The sequence below is a fragment of the Leisingera sp. ANG49 genome (genome assembly GCF_059694505.1).
Map to the genome: position 1 here is coordinate 62,221 of NZ_JCATZN010000002.1, position 17,521 is coordinate 79,741.

The following is a 17,521-nucleotide window of genomic DNA, read 5'->3' on the forward strand; positions in this document are numbered from 1 at the left end:
GAACGGGAACTGAGCTTATGCGCTCAGTTCTTTGCGGCCGCGGGCGCGGCGTGCGTTCAGGATCTTGCGGCCTGCCTTGGTGGCCATGCGCGCACGGAAGCCGTGGCGGCGTTTGCGAACCAGGTTCGAAGGCTGATAGGTGCGTTTCATCGCTCCGGTCTCCACATTTTTTCTTCGGGTGCGCGGAATCGCCCGCCCGGGGTCTATCTCGAAGCCCGGTCTTTAGGAGGGAATGGCGGGTAAGTCAAACCCTGCGGGGCGGGAAATCACCTTTTGAGGTGAAAAATCATACCCAGCTATGATGGCAGCCCTGGGCAATATGCAACATTTCTGCCGAAAACTGCCCCCGGACGGCCTGTCCGGACAGAGCGGCTGTAACACGGGGGCGGTGATTCTGCCATAAAGCTCACGGAATCCGCAGTTGCGATCAAGCGCCTGTGAGGCGGGCGGAACCGCCCTCGCGAAAGAGCCATTTAACACGTAGCAACAGACAGAGCGGAACAGACACGGACCAGATGGGCGGCATGACAGATACACCGGAAACAGAATCCGAGGCCAGGGAACAGGACGGCGGAAAACCGGGCGTTGCGCGGCATCTGCCGCTGGTTGCGGTGGTGGCGGTGGCGCTGATCGGGGCGGTGGTACTGAAGGATTACCTGACCTTTGACACGCTGCGCGACAACCGCGAGGCGCTGATGGCGTTCCGGGACCAGAATTACCCGGGCCTGGTGGCGCTGTTCATGGGGATTTACATCGTGATTGTGGTGTTTTCGCTGCCTGGGGCGGCGGTGGCCTCTGTCACCGGCGGCTTCCTGTTCGGACTGGCAGCGGGCACCGCGTTCAATGTGGTCTCAGCCACCATCGGCGCGGCGGGCATCTTTCTGGCCGCGCGCATGGGGCTGGGGGCGGTTCTGACGGCACGAATCGAGGCCGCCGAGGGCCGGGTGCGGATGCTGAAACAGGCGCTGCGGGAAAACGAGATCGAGGTGCTCTTGCTTTTGCGGCTGGTGCCGGCGGTGCCGTTTTTCGTGGCGAACCTGCTGCCGGCGCTGGTCGGCGTGAAGTTCCGCAACTTCCTGTGGACCACCGCGGCGGGGATCATCCCCGGGGCCATTGTCTTTACCTGGATCGGCGTGGGCGTCGGCTCTGTCTTTGACCGCGGCGGCGATCCCGACCTGAGCCTGTTGTGGGAGCCGCATGTGATCGGGCCGATCCTGGGACTGTGCGTGCTGGCGGCGATGCCGATCCTGGTGAAAGCGGTGCGCGGCAACCTGCGCGGCCAAGCGAAGAGGGACAGCTGAACATGAACAGCATCACATGCGATCTTCTGGTGATCGGAGCGGGCTCCGGCGGGCTGTCGGTGGCGGCAGGGGCCAGCCAGATGGGGGCTGACGTGGTGCTGCTGGAAGGCCACAAGATGGGCGGCGACTGCCTGAACTACGGCTGTGTGCCCTCCAAGGCGCTGCTGGCGAGCGGCAAGGCGGCTTATGGCCAGGCGCACACGGCGGCGTTCGGCGTGGCGGACCAGGTGCCGCAGGCGGATTACGCGGCGGCCAAGGATCATGTGCATCAGGTCATCGAAACCATCGCCCCGGTGGACAGCCAGGAGCGGTTCGAGGGCCTGGGTGTGCGGGTGATCCGCGAGTTCGGGCATTTTGTCTCGGAAACCGAGGTGGCCGCCGGAGACTACCGTATCACAGCGCGGCGGGTGGTGATTGCCACCGGTTCGGCGCCGCTGGTGCCGCCGGTCCCGGGGCTGGACAAGGTCCCCTATGAGACCAACGAGACGCTGTTCGACCTGCGCGAGAAGCCGGAGTATTTGCTGATCGTCGGCGGCGGCCCGATCGGCATGGAGATGGCGCAGGCGCATGTGCGGCTGGGCTGCAAGGTCACCGTGATCGAGGGCTACAAGGCGCTGGGCAAGGATGATCCCGAGGCCGCGGCGCTGGTGCTGGATGCGCTGCGCGCCGAAGGTGTGGAGATTGTCGAAGGCGCCATGGTCTCCCGCGTCTCCGGTCAGGCGGGCGCGATCGAGGTCGAGACCAAGGATGGCAGCCGGTTCAAGGGCAGCCACCTGCTGATGGCGGTGGGGCGCAAGGCCAATACGGAGCGGCTGAACCTGGCTGCGGCGGGAATTGACACGCAAGGCAACGGCATCAAGGTGAATGAGAGCCTGCTGACCACCAACAAGCGCGTCTATGCCATCGGCGATGTGGCGGGGGGCATGCAGTTCACCCATGTGGCGGGTTACCACGCCAGCGTCATCATCCGCTCCGCCCTGTTCGGCCTGCCGTCGAAGGCGAAGACCGCCCATATCCCCTGGGTCACCTATACCGACCCGGAGCTGGCGCAGGTGGGTCTGACTGAATTGCAGGCGCGCGACCGCTATGGCGTCAAGCTGGAGGTGGCGCGGTTCGACTATCATCACAACGATCGCGCCATTGCCGAGCGCAAGACCAGGGGCTTCATCAAGGTGATGGTGGTCAAGGGCCGCCCGGTCGGCGCCACCATTGCAGGCCATCAGGCGGGCGAGCTGATCGGGCTGTGGTCGATGGCCATCGCCAGCAATCTGAAAATGAGCCAAGTGGCGGCAATGGTTGCACCTTATCCCTCGATCAGCGAGATTAACAAACGGGCGGCAGGGGCCTATTTCTCTCCGCGGCTGTTTGAAAGCAGCCTTGTTAAACGCGCAGTGCGCTTTGTTCAGCGCTGGATTTCATGAACTGAAGGCCGCTTTATGCTCAACACGCTCTCGGGCCGATTTCTGATCCTGACCACGGTCTTCGTGATGCTGGCCGAGGTGCTGATCTTTGTGCCGTCGATTGCGCGGTTCCGCGAGGATTACCTGGCCGACCGGCTGGAGCGGGCGCAGATCGCGTCGCTGGCGCTCTTGGCCGATGACATGCTGGAGACCGAGCTGGAAGCGGAGCTCTTGGAGAACGCAGGCGTCTACAACGTGGTGCTGCGCCGCGACGAGATCCGCCAGCTGATGCTGGCCTCGCCGATCCCGCGGGAGATCACCGGCACCTATGATCTGCGCATGGCAGGTGCGATGACCCTGATCCGCGACGCGATGCTGCGGCTGGCCCGCCCGGAGAATGAGATCATCCGGGTGATCGGCGCGCCGGTGCGCGAGGCCGGGCTGCTGATCGAGGTCACTATGGAAACCGCACCGCTGCGGACGGCGATGATCGACTACGGGGTGCGGATCCTGATTCTCTCCGCGGTGATCTCGATCATTACCGCGGTGCTGCTGTTCGGGGCGGTGCGGATCGTGCTGGTGAAGCCGATCAAGAGCGTGGTCGGCTACATGCAGCGCTATGCGGCGGCGCCGGAGGATGCGCGCGGCATCATCCATCCCAGCTCCAGCGTGGTGGAGCTGCGCGAGGCGGAGGAGGCGCTGATGCAGCTGCAGACAGAACTGACCCAGGCGCTGAAGCAGCGCGAGCGGCTGGCACAGCTGGGCGGCGCGGTGGCCAAGGTGAGCCACGACCTGCGCAACATCCTGACCTCGGCGCAGCTGTTCACCGACCGCATCGAGATGAGCGAGGACCCGCTGGTGCGCCGCCTGGCGCCGAAGCTGGTGAATTCGATAACCCGTGCGGTGTCCCTGTGCGAGGGCACATTGGCGTTCGGCAAGGCGGAGGAGCCGTCGCCCACATTCGGCGTGGTCTGCCTGCATGAAATCACCGCCGACATCGCCGAGAGCGAGCTGCTGGCGGCGGACAGCGGCAACGTGGAGATCGTCAACGCGGTGCCCAAGCCGATGATGCTGCGCGCCGATCCGGAGCAGCTGTTCCGCATCGTCCTGAACCTAGTGCGCAATGCCCGCCAGGCGATTGCCGCCGCCGGCCAGCCCGGGCGGATCACGGTGGACGCGCGCGAAGAGGACGATGCCTGGTATATCACCGTGGCCGATACCGGACCGGGCCTGCCGAAGAAGGCGCAGGACAACCTGTTCACCCCGTTCCAGGGCGGCGCCCGCAAAGGCGGCTCCGGTCTGGGGCTGGCGATTGCCGGCGAGCTTGCCCGCGGACACGGCGGCACCGTGAAGCTGCAGGCAACCGGCCCCGAAGGCACCGTGTTCGAGATCTGCCTGCCCAAGGGCGACGGCACGCTCTGACCCCGCTGGAGCCCCGGCGCAGGAAAGCAGCAGGCGGGTGGCACTATTTTTGTTTTTGGGGTTGCGACTCCCCGATGCTATGATTAAACCCCGCCGCAGTGGACCGATAGCTCAGCTGGATAGAGTACTTGACTACGAATCAAGGGGTCGGGGGTTCGAATCCTCCTCGGTCCGCCACTTCCCAAATGTCGGGCGACACATAGTTTTGCCATTTGCGACAAAACCTTTCCTTTTTCGTGTCTCCAACATCCCCGCTCGCGCCTCCTGTTCCGCCAGTGGCGAAGCCTTCCCTGATTTTCACTTCGGAAGACCTCGTGTCTTCCGGACTGCGGCCGGACGGTGATCTGACACACGGGGCCGGAGCGGTGAAATTGGGAGGGACCCGCGCCAGACAAGCGCGCTCCTTATGCCAATCCGGCCGTTGCGGAAGGGATGCCCCTCTCTCCCGGCCTGCTGACTTGGCCAGGTTGCCCGCTGTTTTGAGCGCAAGAACCCGGTAAATGGGCGTTTCGGAACAAGGAAGGGATACAGCAGATTGTCGAGCCGCTGATCGGCCTGCGCGTCAAGGCGATGGAGCTTGCCTTTGCGGCCGTCCTGGCGGGGCAAGGAGCGGACCTGTTACCGTCCTTGCCGACACAGGAGAATGTCCAGGCAGGCAATCTCGTATGCCTGATTTCTGACTGGTCTGCCGAGCCAGTGTCACTGACTTTGCTTTGCCGCCCAGAGCGTTTGGCCGCTCCGCAGTTGCGGCGGTACGGCGCCATATACTGGATGCATGCGGCAACAGCGGCTTTCCGGGGACAGAGCGTCAAGACGAGATAGTCTAACAGTTTGCCAAAGACCGGTCTGGCACCGTGGCGTCCAAGCCTGCTTCCCATCAGGCCTTCCAATGGGAATTGCCCTAAGATGGCATATGCGAAGATAGTGCATTGCCCGGAGGTGGTGCGATAAATGCACTTGGGGTGCAATATTCAGGGCGGTTTTGGGGGTAATATGGTACGCCCGGAAAAGACACCGGGCACTGGCCAATCCGCCGGCGCCACAATCAGGCAGAGGAGCCGGGCCATGAAAACCGTAGACAAGGCGATGCTGCTGCTGCGCCAGTTTTCATTGGAGAGCCTGGAAATCGGCTTGAACGATTTGGCCCGCGCCACCGGGCAGGACAAGGCGGTGACGCGCAGGCTGCTGCTGGCTCTGAGCAAGCACGGGTTCATTGAGCAGAACCCGGAAACCCGGAAATACCGGCTGGGGCACGAGTTCCTGGCGCTGGCGCGGCTGCGCGAGGCGACGGTGCCGATGGTCAAGGCCACCCAAGTGGTGACGCAGTGGCTGTCGGCGCAGGCAAATGAAACCGTGCATGTCGGCATCCCCGGCGAAACCGGGCTGGCGACGGCCTCCTTCACCCTGCCTGCGCGGGGCAACGTGATCAACCTGAGGCCTGCGGAAACCTATCCGTACCATTCTTCCTCATCCGGGCTGGCGTTCCTGTCGTTCTGTTCTTCGGAAACCCGCGAACGGCTGCTGAAACTGAAACGGGAGAAGCTGACGCGGTTCACGGTGACCGATGAAGACGAACTGAGGGATGTCATCCGTGAAACCCGCAGCCGCGGCTATGCCTGTGCCCGCAACACGGTCGAGATCGGGGTCGCCAGCGTTGCGATGCCGTTTTTCACCGGCGGCAAGGACCCGGCCGGCACCGTTGCCATCGCGGTTCCCGCCCTGAACCTGGACGAAGACCGGCAGGAGGAATTGGCCGGGCTGCTGAGAACGGCCATCGGGAAACTGGAGACCGCATTGACGGGTGCACCTTCCGGTCAAGCTGTCTAGGATGGTGCAATAAACGCACCATTGGTGCGGAAAATTTTGGGAAACCGATTCTCTCTGTCACAAGATCTGCAGCTGAGCGGCTGAAACCTGCCCCCGCAGTGCTTTCCTGCTTCCGGTCTGAAACCTGCGGATCGCCTGCACCGGCGGGCTGAAAGAGAGATTTGATGGCTCACAAACTCCCGGACCACGCCCCTGTGGTGATCATCGGCGGCGGTATCATCGGTGTCTCGACGCTATACCACCTGGCGAAACGCGGAGTGCCGACTGTTCTGATCGAACGGCGCAAGGTCGCCAGCGGCACCACCTGGCACGCGGCAGGGATTGTCGGCCAGCTGCGCGACAGCACCGCGCAGACCGAGCTGGGCAAATACACGGCCCGGCTGTTCCGCGAGCTGGAGGAGGAAACCGGCCAGGGCACCGGCTATAAGCCCAACGGCACCATCAACCTGGCCATCGGTGACGTCCGGCACGAGCAGCTGTTGCGCAGCCACGACCACGCCGTCCGCATGGGGATCGAAAGCTTCCTGCTGTCCCGCGGAGAGCTGCAGGAGAAATGGCCCTGGATCGAAACCGAAGACGTGAAATCCGCGTTCTTCGTGCCGTCCAACGGCCAGGTGAACCCGCTGGACGTGACCGTTGCCATGGTCAAGGGCGCCAAGGTTCTGGGCGCCCGGCTGTTCGAGGACACCAAGGTCACGAAGCTGGTTGTCCGCGGCGGCAAGGTCGCAGGCGTTGAAACTGATCAGGGCGTGATTGCAACGGACAAGGTGCTTTTGGCCGGCGGCATGTGGAGCCACCTGTTTGCCAAGGCGCATGGCGTCACCGTGCCGCTGCACGCAACCGAGCATTTCTACATCGTGACCGAGCCGGTCGACGCGCTGCCGAAGGATCAGCCGATACTCAACATCGCCGAGGAGCGGACCTATTGGAAGGAAGACACCGGCAAGCTTCTGATCGGCTCTTTCGAGAAACACGGCAAGCCCTATGGCGCTGACGGCATCCCCGAGGATTTCGAATTCGACGAGCTGCCTTTCGACATGGAGCATGTGGAGCCGAACCTGGAGAAGATGTTCGAACGGATGCCGGCGCTGGGCGGGATGGGTATCCAGACCTTCTTTAACGGCCCCGAAAGCTTCACCCCCGACGGCCGCCCCTACCTGGGGCCGGCCAGCGAGATCAAGGGGCTGTATGTGGCCGCCGGGATGAACTCCAACGGTATCCTCAATTCCGGAGGCGTCGGGCTGACGATGGCGGAATGGATGACCGGCGGCGAGCCGTCCCGCGGCATGGGGCCGATGCTGGCGCGGCGGGCGCATCCGTTCCAGCGCAACACGAAATACAACCACGACCGCAGCGCGGAATCGGTGGGCTTTCACTACGGTGTCTCCTGGGCGGGGCGCCAGGTCTACAGCGCCCGCGGCGTGCGCCGGGTGCCGCTGCATGACCGCCTGCAGGCCGCCGGCGCCACGTTTGCCGAACGGATCGGCTGGGAAATGCCCATGTATTACGATCCGGACCAGAAGGGCTGGAACGAAGAGCCGAACCTGTGGTGGAAGGACTGGTCGCCGCATGTCGAGGCGGAATGCCTGGCGGCGCGGGACGCGGCAGTGCTGATCGACCAGTCGATGTACGCCAAGATCCAGGTCCAGGGGCCCGGTGCGGTGCGCGCTCTGAACCGGGTCTGCGGCGCCGAGATGGACGTGGATACCGGCACCTCTGTCTATACCCAGTTCCTGAACAGCCGCGGCGGTATTGAGGCCGATGTCACCATCACCCGCACTGCGCCGGAGAGCTTCATGGTGATCACCGGCCACCCCAGCCAGATCCGCGATCAGGCCTGGATCCGCGACCACGCCGACCCGGAGTGGCGGTTTGAGATCTTCGACGCCACCTCTGCTTATGGCCTGATCTCCATCCACGGGCCGAAGTCGCGTGAAATCCTGTCCGCGATTTCTGGCGACGACCTGTCGAACGCGGCGTTCCCCTTTGGCGCGGCGCAGGAGATCGACATGGGCTATGCCCGCGGCTGGGCCATCCGCCGGTCGTTCCTGGGCGAGCTGGGCTATGAGCTGATGATGCCGACCGAATTTGTGGCAGGCGTGTATGAGGCGCTGATGGAGGCGGGTGAACCGCTGGGCCTGCGGCACATGGGCATGTTTGCGATGAACGCCTGCCGGCTGGAAAAGGGCTTCCGCCACTTCGGGCACGACATCGGCGAGGACGACACCCCCTATGAAACCGGGCTCGGTTTTGCAGTGGCGCTTGGCAAGGACGACGATTTCCTCGGCAAAGCCAGGCTCGCTGCGCAGAAGGCAGCCGGCCCGGCAACGCCTTACCGGACCGTCTCCTGCATCGCCGAAGGTGTCGGCGCCAAGGACGGGCCCTATCTGATCCACAATGAACCTGTGTGGAAGGATGGCGGGATCGTGGGCCATGTTACCTCGGGCGACTGGGGGTTCCGTCTGCAGGCAATGGTGGGGCTGGCAAGCCTCCACCGTGAGGGCGGCGTCAGCAGGTCCTGGATCGACGAGGGTGGATTCGAGGTGCAGATCGCTGGCAGGATGTACCCGCTGAAGGTGCAATTGGCACCTTTCTATGACCCTAGGGGCGAGATCATGCGGGGCTGAGCCGCGACTGGGAGGGAAGACGACATGACCAACAAGACCATTCTGGTCATCGGCACTTATGATACCAAGAACGCCGAGCTGGAATTTCTGGCACATAAGATCCGCGACCTGGGCGGCGGGGTTCTGACCCTGGATGTCAGCGTGCTGGGCGACCCGGAGCAGCCCACCGACTTCTCCAAGCATGATGTGGCCAGGGCCGGCGGCAGCTCTATCCAGGCTGCGATCGACAGCGGCAGCGAGCATGTGGCGATGAACATCATGTCGGCAGGCGCCTGCGCGCTGGCCCGGGAGCTGCACGGTGACGGCGGCATCGACGGGGTGATCATCCTGGGCGGCACCATGGGCACCGACCTGGCGCTGGATGTCTGCCAGGCGCTGCCGGTCGGGGTGCCGAAATATGTGGTTTCCACCGTCTCCTTCTCGGCGCTGATCCCGGCGGAACGGCTGTCGCCGGATATCCAGATGATCCTCTGGGCAGGCGGTCTCTACGGGCTGAACAGCATTTGCCGGTCCTCCCTTGCCCAGGCGGCGGGGGCCGTGCTGGGTGCTGCGCGGGCTGCCGAACCTGCGGTCAGCGGGCGGCCGGTGATCGGCGTCACATCGCTCGGCACCTCCTGCCTGAAGTACATCAAGATCCTGAAACCGGAGCTGGAGCAGCGCGGCTACGAGGTGGCGGTGTTCCACGCCATGGGCATGGGCGGCGTGGCGTTCGAGCAGATTGCGGCGCAGAACGGCTTTGTCTGCGTGATGGATTTTGCCGGCTGCGAACTGGGCAACCTGATGGCCGGTTCGGTGGTCAACGCCGGCCGTGACCGGCACCTGTCGGCAGGCCGTGCAGGCATCCCGCAGATCGTTGCGCCTGGCTGCATGGATCTGATCGACTTTGCCGGCTGGCAGGAAATCCCGGCCCAGTTCGAGGGCCGCCCGATCCACACCCATAACAAGCTGGTCAAGAACACGTTTTACAATGCCGAAGAGCGCCGCGAGATCGCCCGCGAACTGAACCGCCGGCTGGGCGAAAGCAAATTCCCGACGCATCTGATCATCCCCAAGGGCGGGATCGAGGAATGGGACCGCCCCGGCGGCGACTGCCACGACCCTGAAGGGCTGGCAGCTTTCATCAGCGAGCTGAGCGCCACTGTGGCGCCCTCTGTTCAGGCAACCGGATTGGATGCCCACATCAACGACACTGCCTTCGCGCATACAGCGCTGGAGATCCTCGACCGCTGGGTGGCGGAAGGGACTGTCCCGCCGGGCAAGGCATAACCGGCCGAACAAAATAAACATCAAAAGGGAGGACCAAATGAAACTCAAACTAGCAGCCGCTGCGGCCTTACTCAGTGCTACCGCCGCCATGGCGGAGTATCCGGAAAAACCGGTTTCCTTCGTGGTGCCCTGGCCGCCGGGCGACCTCGAGGACGTGCTGACCCGGATGATCGCCGACAAATTCCAGGAAATGTACGGCGTTCCTGCGGCGGTGGTGAACAAGCCGGGCGGCGGCGGCGGCCCGTTCCCCGGCGCTGTCGAAGTGGCCAACGCACCGGCGGACGGCTATACGGTCGGCTCCTTCGTGATCGGGGTGCCCGTGGTCGGTCCTGAGATCGGCATTCCGGAGCTGAGCCCGAACCCCTTTGATCCTGTCGGCATCTTCCTGACCTATCCGTTTGTGGTCGCGACCCTGGCGGACAAGCCCTATGACACCTGGGAAGAGCTGTCGGCCTACGGCGCGGAGAATGACGTCTCGTTGGGCCACTACGGCTCCTTCCTGGCACCGACCAAGGTGACCTTTGCCGCGGCCATCAAATCCGGCTTCGATTTCACCAGCGAAGCGGCCTACGACCTGTTGGACTGCAACGTGCTGGCCTCGGGCGACGTGGATGTGGTGAACGGCACCCTGCAGACCCTGCTGCCCTGTATGGACAGCATCAAGATCCTGGCCAGCATCGGTTCCGAGCGCACTGCGCTCACCCCGGATGTCCCGACCATGGCCGAGGTTGTTCCGGGCCTGGAGCTGTCGCTGTGGAACGGGCTGTTCGTGCACAAGGACACCCCGGCGGATGCGCGCGAAAAGATCGCCGCCGCCGCCCAGGCTGCGCTGGAGACCGAAGCCGCGCAGAACCTGATGAAGGAAACCGGTGTGCTGCTCTACTGGAAGGACGCTGAGGCCTCTGCCAGCCAGATCGAGAAGGACATCACCGACCTGGCCGAGGTCAACGCGCTGGTCGGCGAATAACAGGGACCGGGGCGCCGCGCTGCGCCCCGGCAACCGCCGCGGCTTGAGGAGGGCGCTGCGATGACACGCATCAAGTATTTTCAGGAGCTGTTTCAGCGTTACCGGCGGCCCGGCGACCTGGTCTTTGCCGTGGTGTTCCTGCTGTTCGCGCTGTTCCTGCTGAGCCAGCTGGGCGAGCAGACCAAATGGGTGAAACGCACCAAATGGTTCGGACAGCCGTCGCTGTGGCCCGGCATTGCGGTTTGGGGCATGGTGATCTTCGGCGCCTTCCATTTGCTGGGCTCGATCGTTTCTCCGCGCATTTACGGCCGGCTGAAGGAAGTCGTGTTCTGGCTGCGATCGCTTGAGTACGTCCTGTACTTCCTGGCCTATGTCACCATTGTCCCGCTTTGCGGCTACCTGCCGTCAACGATCCTGTTTGCCCTGTTCCTGACGTTGCGCGCAGGCTTCCGCCGCCTGCAGCACCTGACGCTTGCTGCGCTGTTTGCTGTCTGCGTCGCGCTGATCTTCCGCGGGTTCCTGCAGGTGAAGATCCCTGCAGGCGAAATCTACCAGTATCTGCCCGAGGCGATCCGCGCCTTTGCGCTGACCTATTTGTGAGGCCGCCATGGACACGCTTCTTTCCGGTTTTCAGATCCTGGCCCAATGGGAAGTCCTGATGGCGCTGGCCATCGGCTCCATCGGCGGCGTCATCATCGGCGCGCTGCCGGGGGTCGGACCCGCAGTCGCCATCGCCATCCTGCTGCCCGCCACCTTTGCCTTTGAGCCCATCGTCGGGCTGACCCTGCTGCTGGGTATTTACGGCAGCTCGATGTACGGCGGTGCCATTCCCGCCATTCTGATCAATACCCCGGGCACGCCGGTCAATGCGCTGACCACCTATGACGGCTACCCGATGACCAGGCGCAAGGAGGGCCACAGGGCGCTGTCGCTGGCCTATACGGCGTCGTTCTTCGGCGGCATCTTTTCTGTCATCTGCCTGATCCTGCTGTCGCCGCTGCTGGCGGTGATTGCCCCGCACTTCGGCAGCCGCGAGATCTTTCTCGCCGCGTTCATGGGCATCCTGCTGGTGGTGGTTGCGCACCGCGGTCAGACCTTTGCCGCCGGCATGCTGGCCTGTTTCGGCATCTTCCTGAACACCGTCGGGCTGGAGCCGGTAAAATACACCAAACGCTTCACCTTCGACCAGTCCTGGCTGTCTTCCGGATTTGACCTGATTGTCGTGGTGCTGGGTCTCTTTGCCCTCAGCCAGGCGTTCCTGCTGCTGATCGAAAAAGACCATGCCCCCGGCGATGCCCATGTGCAGGGCAGCATGCTTGCGGGCATGAAAGAGCTGCTGGGGATCAAGCGCATTGCCACCGTCTCCTCCTCCCTTGGTGTGCTGATGGGCATGATCCCCGGCGTCGGCGAGTTCACCGCGCAGTTCCTTTCCTACACCTATGCGCAGAAAACCTCGAAAAACCCGGACGCCTTCGGCAACGGCTCTCCCGAAGGCCTTGTCGCATCTGAGGCAGCAAACAACGCTGTTCCAGGTGCGGCAATGATCCCGCTTCTGGCGCTGGGCATCCCCGGCGAGGCGCTGACCGCAATGATGCTGTCGGTGTTCTATGTGCACAACGTGATCCCGGGGCCGCAGCTGTTCGAAACCCAGCTGGATTTCGTGATGGCACTGTATCTGGCGCTGATCCTGCTCAATGTGATCGTGCTTGTGTTTCTGCTGTTCTCCACCAACCTGCTGCTGAAGATCATTCAGATCCCGACCCGTTTCCTGGGCATGATGATCCTGACGCTGTCCTTCATCGGCGTCTATTCGCTGCGCAATTCGATCACGGATTGCGCCATCGCCGCGGGCTTCGGCGTGTTCGGGCTGATCCTCAAGCGGCTGAACCTGCCGATCGTGCCGATCATCCTGGGCATGGTTCTGGGCGGCATCATGGAGGTCAAGCTGCGCGCCGCGATGGCGGCGGTGAAAACCCCCATCGATTTCATCAGCCGCCCCATCGCCGCGATCATCTTTGTGATGATCATCGGGATCCTGGTGCTGCACGTCCGCACCCTGATCCGTGAGCAGAAGGCCAAGCAAAAGCCGGAGCCAGTCGGGCCTGACTACGAACATTCCAGCCAGCAAGGGTAACAGCATGCTGAACCAGAACGATATCAACGCCCTCCGCCAGCTGGAGGTGCTGGCGCAGGGCCATTTCATCGATGGCGGGCCGCAGGCATCTCTGACCGGCGGCACGCTGGAGGTGATTTCCCCGATTGACGGCCGGCCGCTGACCCTCCTGGCCGAAGGAACCCCTGCCGATATGGAGCGTGCCGTCGCCTCCGCCCGGGCGTCCTTTGAGGCGGGCCGCTGGTCCCGCATGGCCCCTGCTGCCCGCAAGAAGGTGCTGATGAAGCTGGGCGACCTGATCGAGGACCGGGCGCTGGAGCTGGCGGTTCTGGGGGTTCGCGACAACGGCACCGAAATCAGCATGGCGATCAAGGCCGAAGCGCTGTCGGCCGCCGCCACCTTCCGCTACTACGGCGAGGCAATCGACAAGGTCTATGGCCAGGTTGCCCCCACGGCAGAGAACGTGCTGGCCCTGGTGCATCACGCGCCGGTCGGGGTGGTGGGGGCCATCGTGCCCTGGAACTTTCCGCTGATGATCGGCGCTTGGAAAGTCGCCCCGGCGCTGGCGGCGGGCAACTCGATTGTCCTGAAACCTGCTGAAAGCGCCTCGCTCAGCCTGTTGAAGATCGCCGAACTGGCGGTCGAGGCCGGCCTGCCGCCGGGCGTCTTCAATGTGGTCACCGGCAAGGGCAGCGTGGTTGGCGAAACCCTGGCGCTCAGCATGGACGTGGACATCATGGTCTTCACCGGCTCCGGCGCCACCGGGCGGCGGCTGCTGGAATACTCGGCGCGCTCCAACCTCAAGCGCTGCTATCTGGAGCTGGGCGGCAAATCCCCCAACATCGTCTTCAGCGATGCGCCGGACCTGGCCGAGGCGGCCAAGGTTTCGGCAGCGGGCATCTTCCGCAATTCTGGCCAGGTCTGCGTGGCCGGGTCGCGGCTGCTGGTGCAGGAAGACATCGCCGAGGATTTCATCGCAGAAATGGCCCGCCATGCCGAGGCTTTCCGCGTCGGCGACCCGCTCGATCTCGCCAGCCAGATCGGCGCGGTACATTCGCTGGCGGAGCTGGAGGCCAACCTGGAGTTCGCCGCCCGCGCCGAGGCTGAGGGGGCCGAATTGCGCAGCGGCGGCCAGCGCATCCTGGAAGAGACCGGCGGCTTCTACATGCAGCCCACCATCATGGCCGGGGTGAAACCGCAGGACAATCTGTTCCAGAATGAGGTGTTCGGCCCGGTGCTGGCCGTCACCACCTTCAAGGATGAAGAGGAAGCGGTCCGCCTCGCCAATGCCACCACCTACGGCCTCTCCGCCGGGGTCTGGACCGCCAACCTCAGCCGGGCGCACCGGATGGTTTCGGGCATCCGCGCCGGCATCGTGCATGTGAACACCTACGGCGGCTCTGACCTGACGGTGCCTTTGGGCGGGGTCAAGCAGTCCGGCAACGGCCATGACAAATCCCTGCACGCTCTGGAGAAATATTCCGACCTCAAGTCCGCCTGGATTCAGCTTTGACACGAGGAAACGCCATGACACTGTCCCCCAGATCCCAGGATCTCATCAACCGGCGCGCCCGGCTGCTGGGGCCGAATGTCTCCACCTTTTATGATGAGCCGCTGCATATCGTCAGGGGCGAGGGCGTCTGGCTGTGGGATGCGGAGGGGCGCAAATACCTGGACTGCTACAACAACGTGCCGCATGTGGGCCACTGCAACCCGCGGGTGGTGGAGGCGATCTGCCGCCAGGCAGCCACGCTCAACACCCACACGCGCTACCTGCACGATGGCATTCTCGACTACACGGAGAAGCTGACCGCTACCATGGATGCCTCGCTCGACACCGCCATCCTGACCTGCACGGGTTCGGAGGCCAACGACATTGCCCTGCGCATGGCCGAGGCAATGACCGGCAAGCGTGGCATCGTGGCAACCGACGCGACATATCACGGAAACACTGCGCTGGTCAGCCAGCTCAGCTGCTCGAACACGCCAACGGTCGGGTTCGGGCTGGCGCAGTACTTCCGCTTTGCCGAGGCGCCGGACAGCTACCGGAACCCGGATCCGGACGGCACCAAATTCGCCGCCGCCGTGGCGGAACAGATCGCCGCGCATGAAGCGGCGGGCACCGGCTTTGCCGCGCTGGTGATCTGCCCCTTTTTCCTGAACGAGGGCTTCCCGAACCATCCCGGCGGATGGCTGAAGCCCACGGCAGAGGTGGTGCGCAATGCTGGCGGCTTGCTGATCTGCGACGAGGTGCAGTCCGGCTTTGGCCGCACAGGCACCCATATGTGGGCGCATCAGAAGATGGGTGTGGTGCCGGATGTGATGACGCTGGGCAAGCCGATGGCCAATGGCCATCCGGTCGGCGGTGTCGTCACCCGCGGTGAAATCCTGGCAACCTTCCGCTCGGGCTACCGTTACTTCAACACCTTCGGTGGCAACCCGGTGTCCTGTGCCGCGGCGATGGCGGTGCTGGAGGAGATCGAGGACAAGAACCTGCTGGCCCATGCCGAGGCTGTCGGCGCCCATGCCCGCGCCCGGCTTACAGCGCTGCAGGAAAAATATGATGTCATCGGCGATGTGCGCGGCTCCGGCATGGTGTTTGGTGCCGAAATGGTGCTGGACCGCGCCACCAAGGAGCCGGCCAGCGCCTTCACCGACCGGGTGATCAACGCCATGCGCCACCGTGGCATCATCCATTCCAAGCTGGGCCGCCACAAGAACACCCTGAAAATCCGCCCGCCGATGCCGTTCTCCAGGGAAAACGCCGACCTGCTGTTCGATACGCTGGACGAAGTTCTGGCCGAAATCCCGGTACAGCCGTGACCGCCGCAGTGGAGAAATCCCTGGCGCTATGGGGGATGGAGGGCGCGGCTGCCCGCCTGATTGCCACCCGCGAAAACCAGGTCTACCGGGTGGATCACGGCAGCCGGTCTTATGCGCTGCGCTTGCACCGCCCCGGCTACCGGACGGACGCAGAGCTGTGGTCGGAACTGCAGTGGATGAACGCCGCGGCGGAGGGCGGCCTGAATGTGCCCGCCCCAATCCCCTCGGCTTCGGGTGGCTTCCTGCACGTGGCCGGCGGAGTCCAGGTCGATGTGCTGACCTGGCTCTCCGGCGCCCCGGTTGGCAAGACGGGCGAGGATCTGGCCGCAGCCGACCGCGCCGGGCTGCTGCACGGCATCGGCCGGGAGATGGCGCGGCTGCACGCGGTCTCCGACCGCTGGACGCCGCCAGAGGGCTTCAGCCGCTGGTCCTGGGACCGGGACGGCTTGCTTGGCGAAAACCCGGTCTGGGGCCGGTTCTGGGAAAACCCTTCTCTGACGGCAGAGGACCGCGCGCTGTTCCTTGCCCTGCGCAGGGAAGCCGGTGCCGAGCTGCAGCAGCTGGAGGGCAAACTTGATTATGGCCTGATCCACGCCGATCTGGTGCGCGAAAACGTGATGGCGGACGGCGACAAGCTGCAGTTGATCGACTTTGACGACAGCGGCTTCGGTTTCCGGCTGTTCGATCTGGCCACCACGCTGCTCAAGAACATGCGGGAGGCCGACTACCCGGCGCTGCGCGGCGCGCTGATTGCCGGTTACCTGTCGGAACGGGCGATCGACCTGGCGGCGCTCGATCTGTTCATCGTGCTGCGCTCGGCAACCTATGCGGGCTGGATCATTACCCGCATGGACGAACCCGGAGCCGCCGATCGCAATCAGCGGTTCATCAGGTCCACCCGGACGCTGGCGCAGGAATATCTGGCAAGAAAGGGTATCCAGCCATGACGCGCTTTGAAGGCAAGGCCGCGATTATCACCGGCGCGGGCACAGGCATCGGTGCCGCCACCGCCCGCCGGATTGCGGCCGAGGGCGGCAATGTGATCCTGACCGGCCGCCGGCTGGAGCCGATCGAAAAAGTGGCGGACAGCTGCAGCGGCATTGCCGTGGCAGGAGATGCCGCCAGTGCAGAGCATATGGAGTCTCTGGTGGAGCTGGCCCGCGACCAATGGGGCGGGCTGGACGTGATGGTCTGCAATGCGGGCGGCTTTGGCTTCGGCACCCTCACCGGGATCAGTGATGAAGACTGGGGCGCCGCGGTGCAGGCTAATTTGAACACGGCAATGGTTTCTGCCCGCGCCGCCATGCCGGCGCTGAGGGAACGGCGCGGCAGCATCCTGATGATGGCGTCGATAGCTGCCCTGGCGGCCGGGCCAGAGGCTTGCGGCTATGTCACCATGAAACACGGGCTGCTGGGGCTGACCCGGTCGATTGCCCGCGACTATGGCAGGCACGGCGTGCGCTGCAACGCGATCTGCCCCGGCTGGGTCCGCACCGAAATGGCCGATGCCGAGATGGCAGAGCTGGTGGAGCGCCGGGGTCTTGCTTCCATCGAGGACGCCTACAGCCTGGTCACGCGCGACGTGCCGCTGGGCCGCCCGGCCACGGGCGAAGAGGTTGCCGCCGCCGTTGCGTTCCTTTGCTCGCAGGAGGCTGCCATGATAACCGGGGCCGCTCTGACGGTCGATGGCGGTGCGACGATTGTCGATGTCCCGACATTGGCGTTCTAGCACCGGTCCGCTTGCAGGCCTGTTGCGCCGCTGGTTCAGATACGGA

Annotated in this window: 14 protein-coding genes and 1 tRNA gene; 14 read left to right on the forward strand and 1 reads right to left on the reverse strand. The window is 64.2% G+C overall.

Annotated features, from left to right (window positions below; all coding sequences use genetic code 11):
• Positions 1–15: 15 nt before the first annotated feature.
• Positions 16–150: a 50S ribosomal protein L34 gene (gene rpmH, locus AC58NV_RS06730; protein WP_008554144.1), complete on the reverse strand. Its 135-nt coding sequence runs from the start codon at positions 148–150 to the stop codon at positions 16–18.
• 365 nt (positions 151–515) lie between these two features.
• On the opposite strand from rpmH, the gene AC58NV_RS06735 reads away from it, so the two are divergent.
• The 14 genes from AC58NV_RS06735 to AC58NV_RS06800 all read left to right on the forward strand — a co-directional run bounded on the left by AC58NV_RS06735 (position 516) and on the right by AC58NV_RS06800 (position 17,475).
• Entirely contained in the window at positions 516–1,301 is a 786-nt protein-coding gene (locus AC58NV_RS06735; RefSeq protein WP_497226443.1) for a TVP38/TMEM64 family protein, read from the forward strand.
• A gap of 2 nt (positions 1,302–1,303) precedes the next feature.
• The gene (locus tag AC58NV_RS06740) at positions 1,304–2,722 is read left to right on the forward strand and encodes a dihydrolipoyl dehydrogenase family protein (RefSeq protein WP_497226444.1); all 1,419 of its coding nucleotides are present in this window, start codon (positions 1,304–1,306) and stop codon (positions 2,720–2,722) included.
• A gap of 15 nt (positions 2,723–2,737) precedes the next feature.
• Complete coding sequence (locus tag AC58NV_RS06745) at positions 2,738–4,123, forward strand: sensor histidine kinase (protein WP_497226445.1); 1,386 nt, start codon at positions 2,738–2,740, stop codon at positions 4,121–4,123.
• Positions 4,124–4,223: 100 nt separating this feature from the next.
• Positions 4,224–4,300 (forward strand) — tRNA-Arg (locus AC58NV_RS06750).
• Between the two features lie 888 nt (positions 4,301–5,188).
• Complete coding sequence (locus AC58NV_RS06755; protein WP_497226446.1) at positions 5,189–5,950, forward strand: IclR family transcriptional regulator; 762 nt, start codon at positions 5,189–5,191, stop codon at positions 5,948–5,950.
• Between the two features lie 164 nt (positions 5,951–6,114).
• Complete coding sequence (locus tag AC58NV_RS06760; RefSeq protein WP_497226447.1) at positions 6,115–8,577, forward strand: FAD-dependent oxidoreductase; 2,463 nt, start codon at positions 6,115–6,117, stop codon at positions 8,575–8,577.
• A gap of 24 nt (positions 8,578–8,601) precedes the next feature.
• A complete protein-coding gene (locus tag AC58NV_RS06765) occupies positions 8,602–9,843 on the forward strand; it encodes a Tm-1-like ATP-binding domain-containing protein (RefSeq protein WP_497226448.1) in 1,242 nt (413 codons plus the stop codon).
• A 37-nt stretch (positions 9,844–9,880) separates the two neighbouring features.
• Entirely contained in the window at positions 9,881–10,810 is a 930-nt protein-coding gene (locus AC58NV_RS06770) for a tripartite tricarboxylate transporter substrate-binding protein (protein ID WP_174145780.1), read from the forward strand.
• 60 nt (positions 10,811–10,870) lie between these two features.
• The gene (locus tag AC58NV_RS06775) at positions 10,871–11,410 is read left to right on the forward strand and encodes a tripartite tricarboxylate transporter TctB family protein (RefSeq protein ID WP_497226449.1); all 540 of its coding nucleotides are present in this window, start codon (positions 10,871–10,873) and stop codon (positions 11,408–11,410) included.
• Between the two features lie 7 nt (positions 11,411–11,417).
• Positions 11,418–12,944, forward strand: coding sequence for a tripartite tricarboxylate transporter permease (locus tag AC58NV_RS06780; RefSeq protein ID WP_497226450.1), 1,527 nt, complete (start codon positions 11,418–11,420; stop codon positions 12,942–12,944).
• Positions 12,945–12,948: 4 nt separating this feature from the next.
• Positions 12,949–14,436, forward strand: a complete 1,488-nt coding sequence (locus AC58NV_RS06785; RefSeq protein WP_497226451.1) for an aldehyde dehydrogenase — start codon at positions 12,949–12,951, stop codon at positions 14,434–14,436.
• A 14-nt stretch (positions 14,437–14,450) separates the two neighbouring features.
• Positions 14,451–15,746, forward strand: coding sequence for an aspartate aminotransferase family protein (locus tag AC58NV_RS06790; protein WP_497226452.1), 1,296 nt, complete (start codon positions 14,451–14,453; stop codon positions 15,744–15,746).
• Positions 15,743–16,693, forward strand: coding sequence for a phosphotransferase enzyme family protein (locus tag AC58NV_RS06795; RefSeq protein ID WP_497226453.1), 951 nt, complete (start codon positions 15,743–15,745; stop codon positions 16,691–16,693). Before AC58NV_RS06790 ends, AC58NV_RS06795 begins: the two co-directional genes overlap by 4 nt.
• Complete coding sequence (locus AC58NV_RS06800; protein WP_497226454.1) at positions 16,690–17,475, forward strand: SDR family NAD(P)-dependent oxidoreductase; 786 nt, start codon at positions 16,690–16,692, stop codon at positions 17,473–17,475. The genes AC58NV_RS06795 and AC58NV_RS06800 overlap by 4 nt, the downstream gene beginning before the upstream one ends.
• The last annotated feature ends 46 nt before the right edge of the window (positions 17,476–17,521 follow it).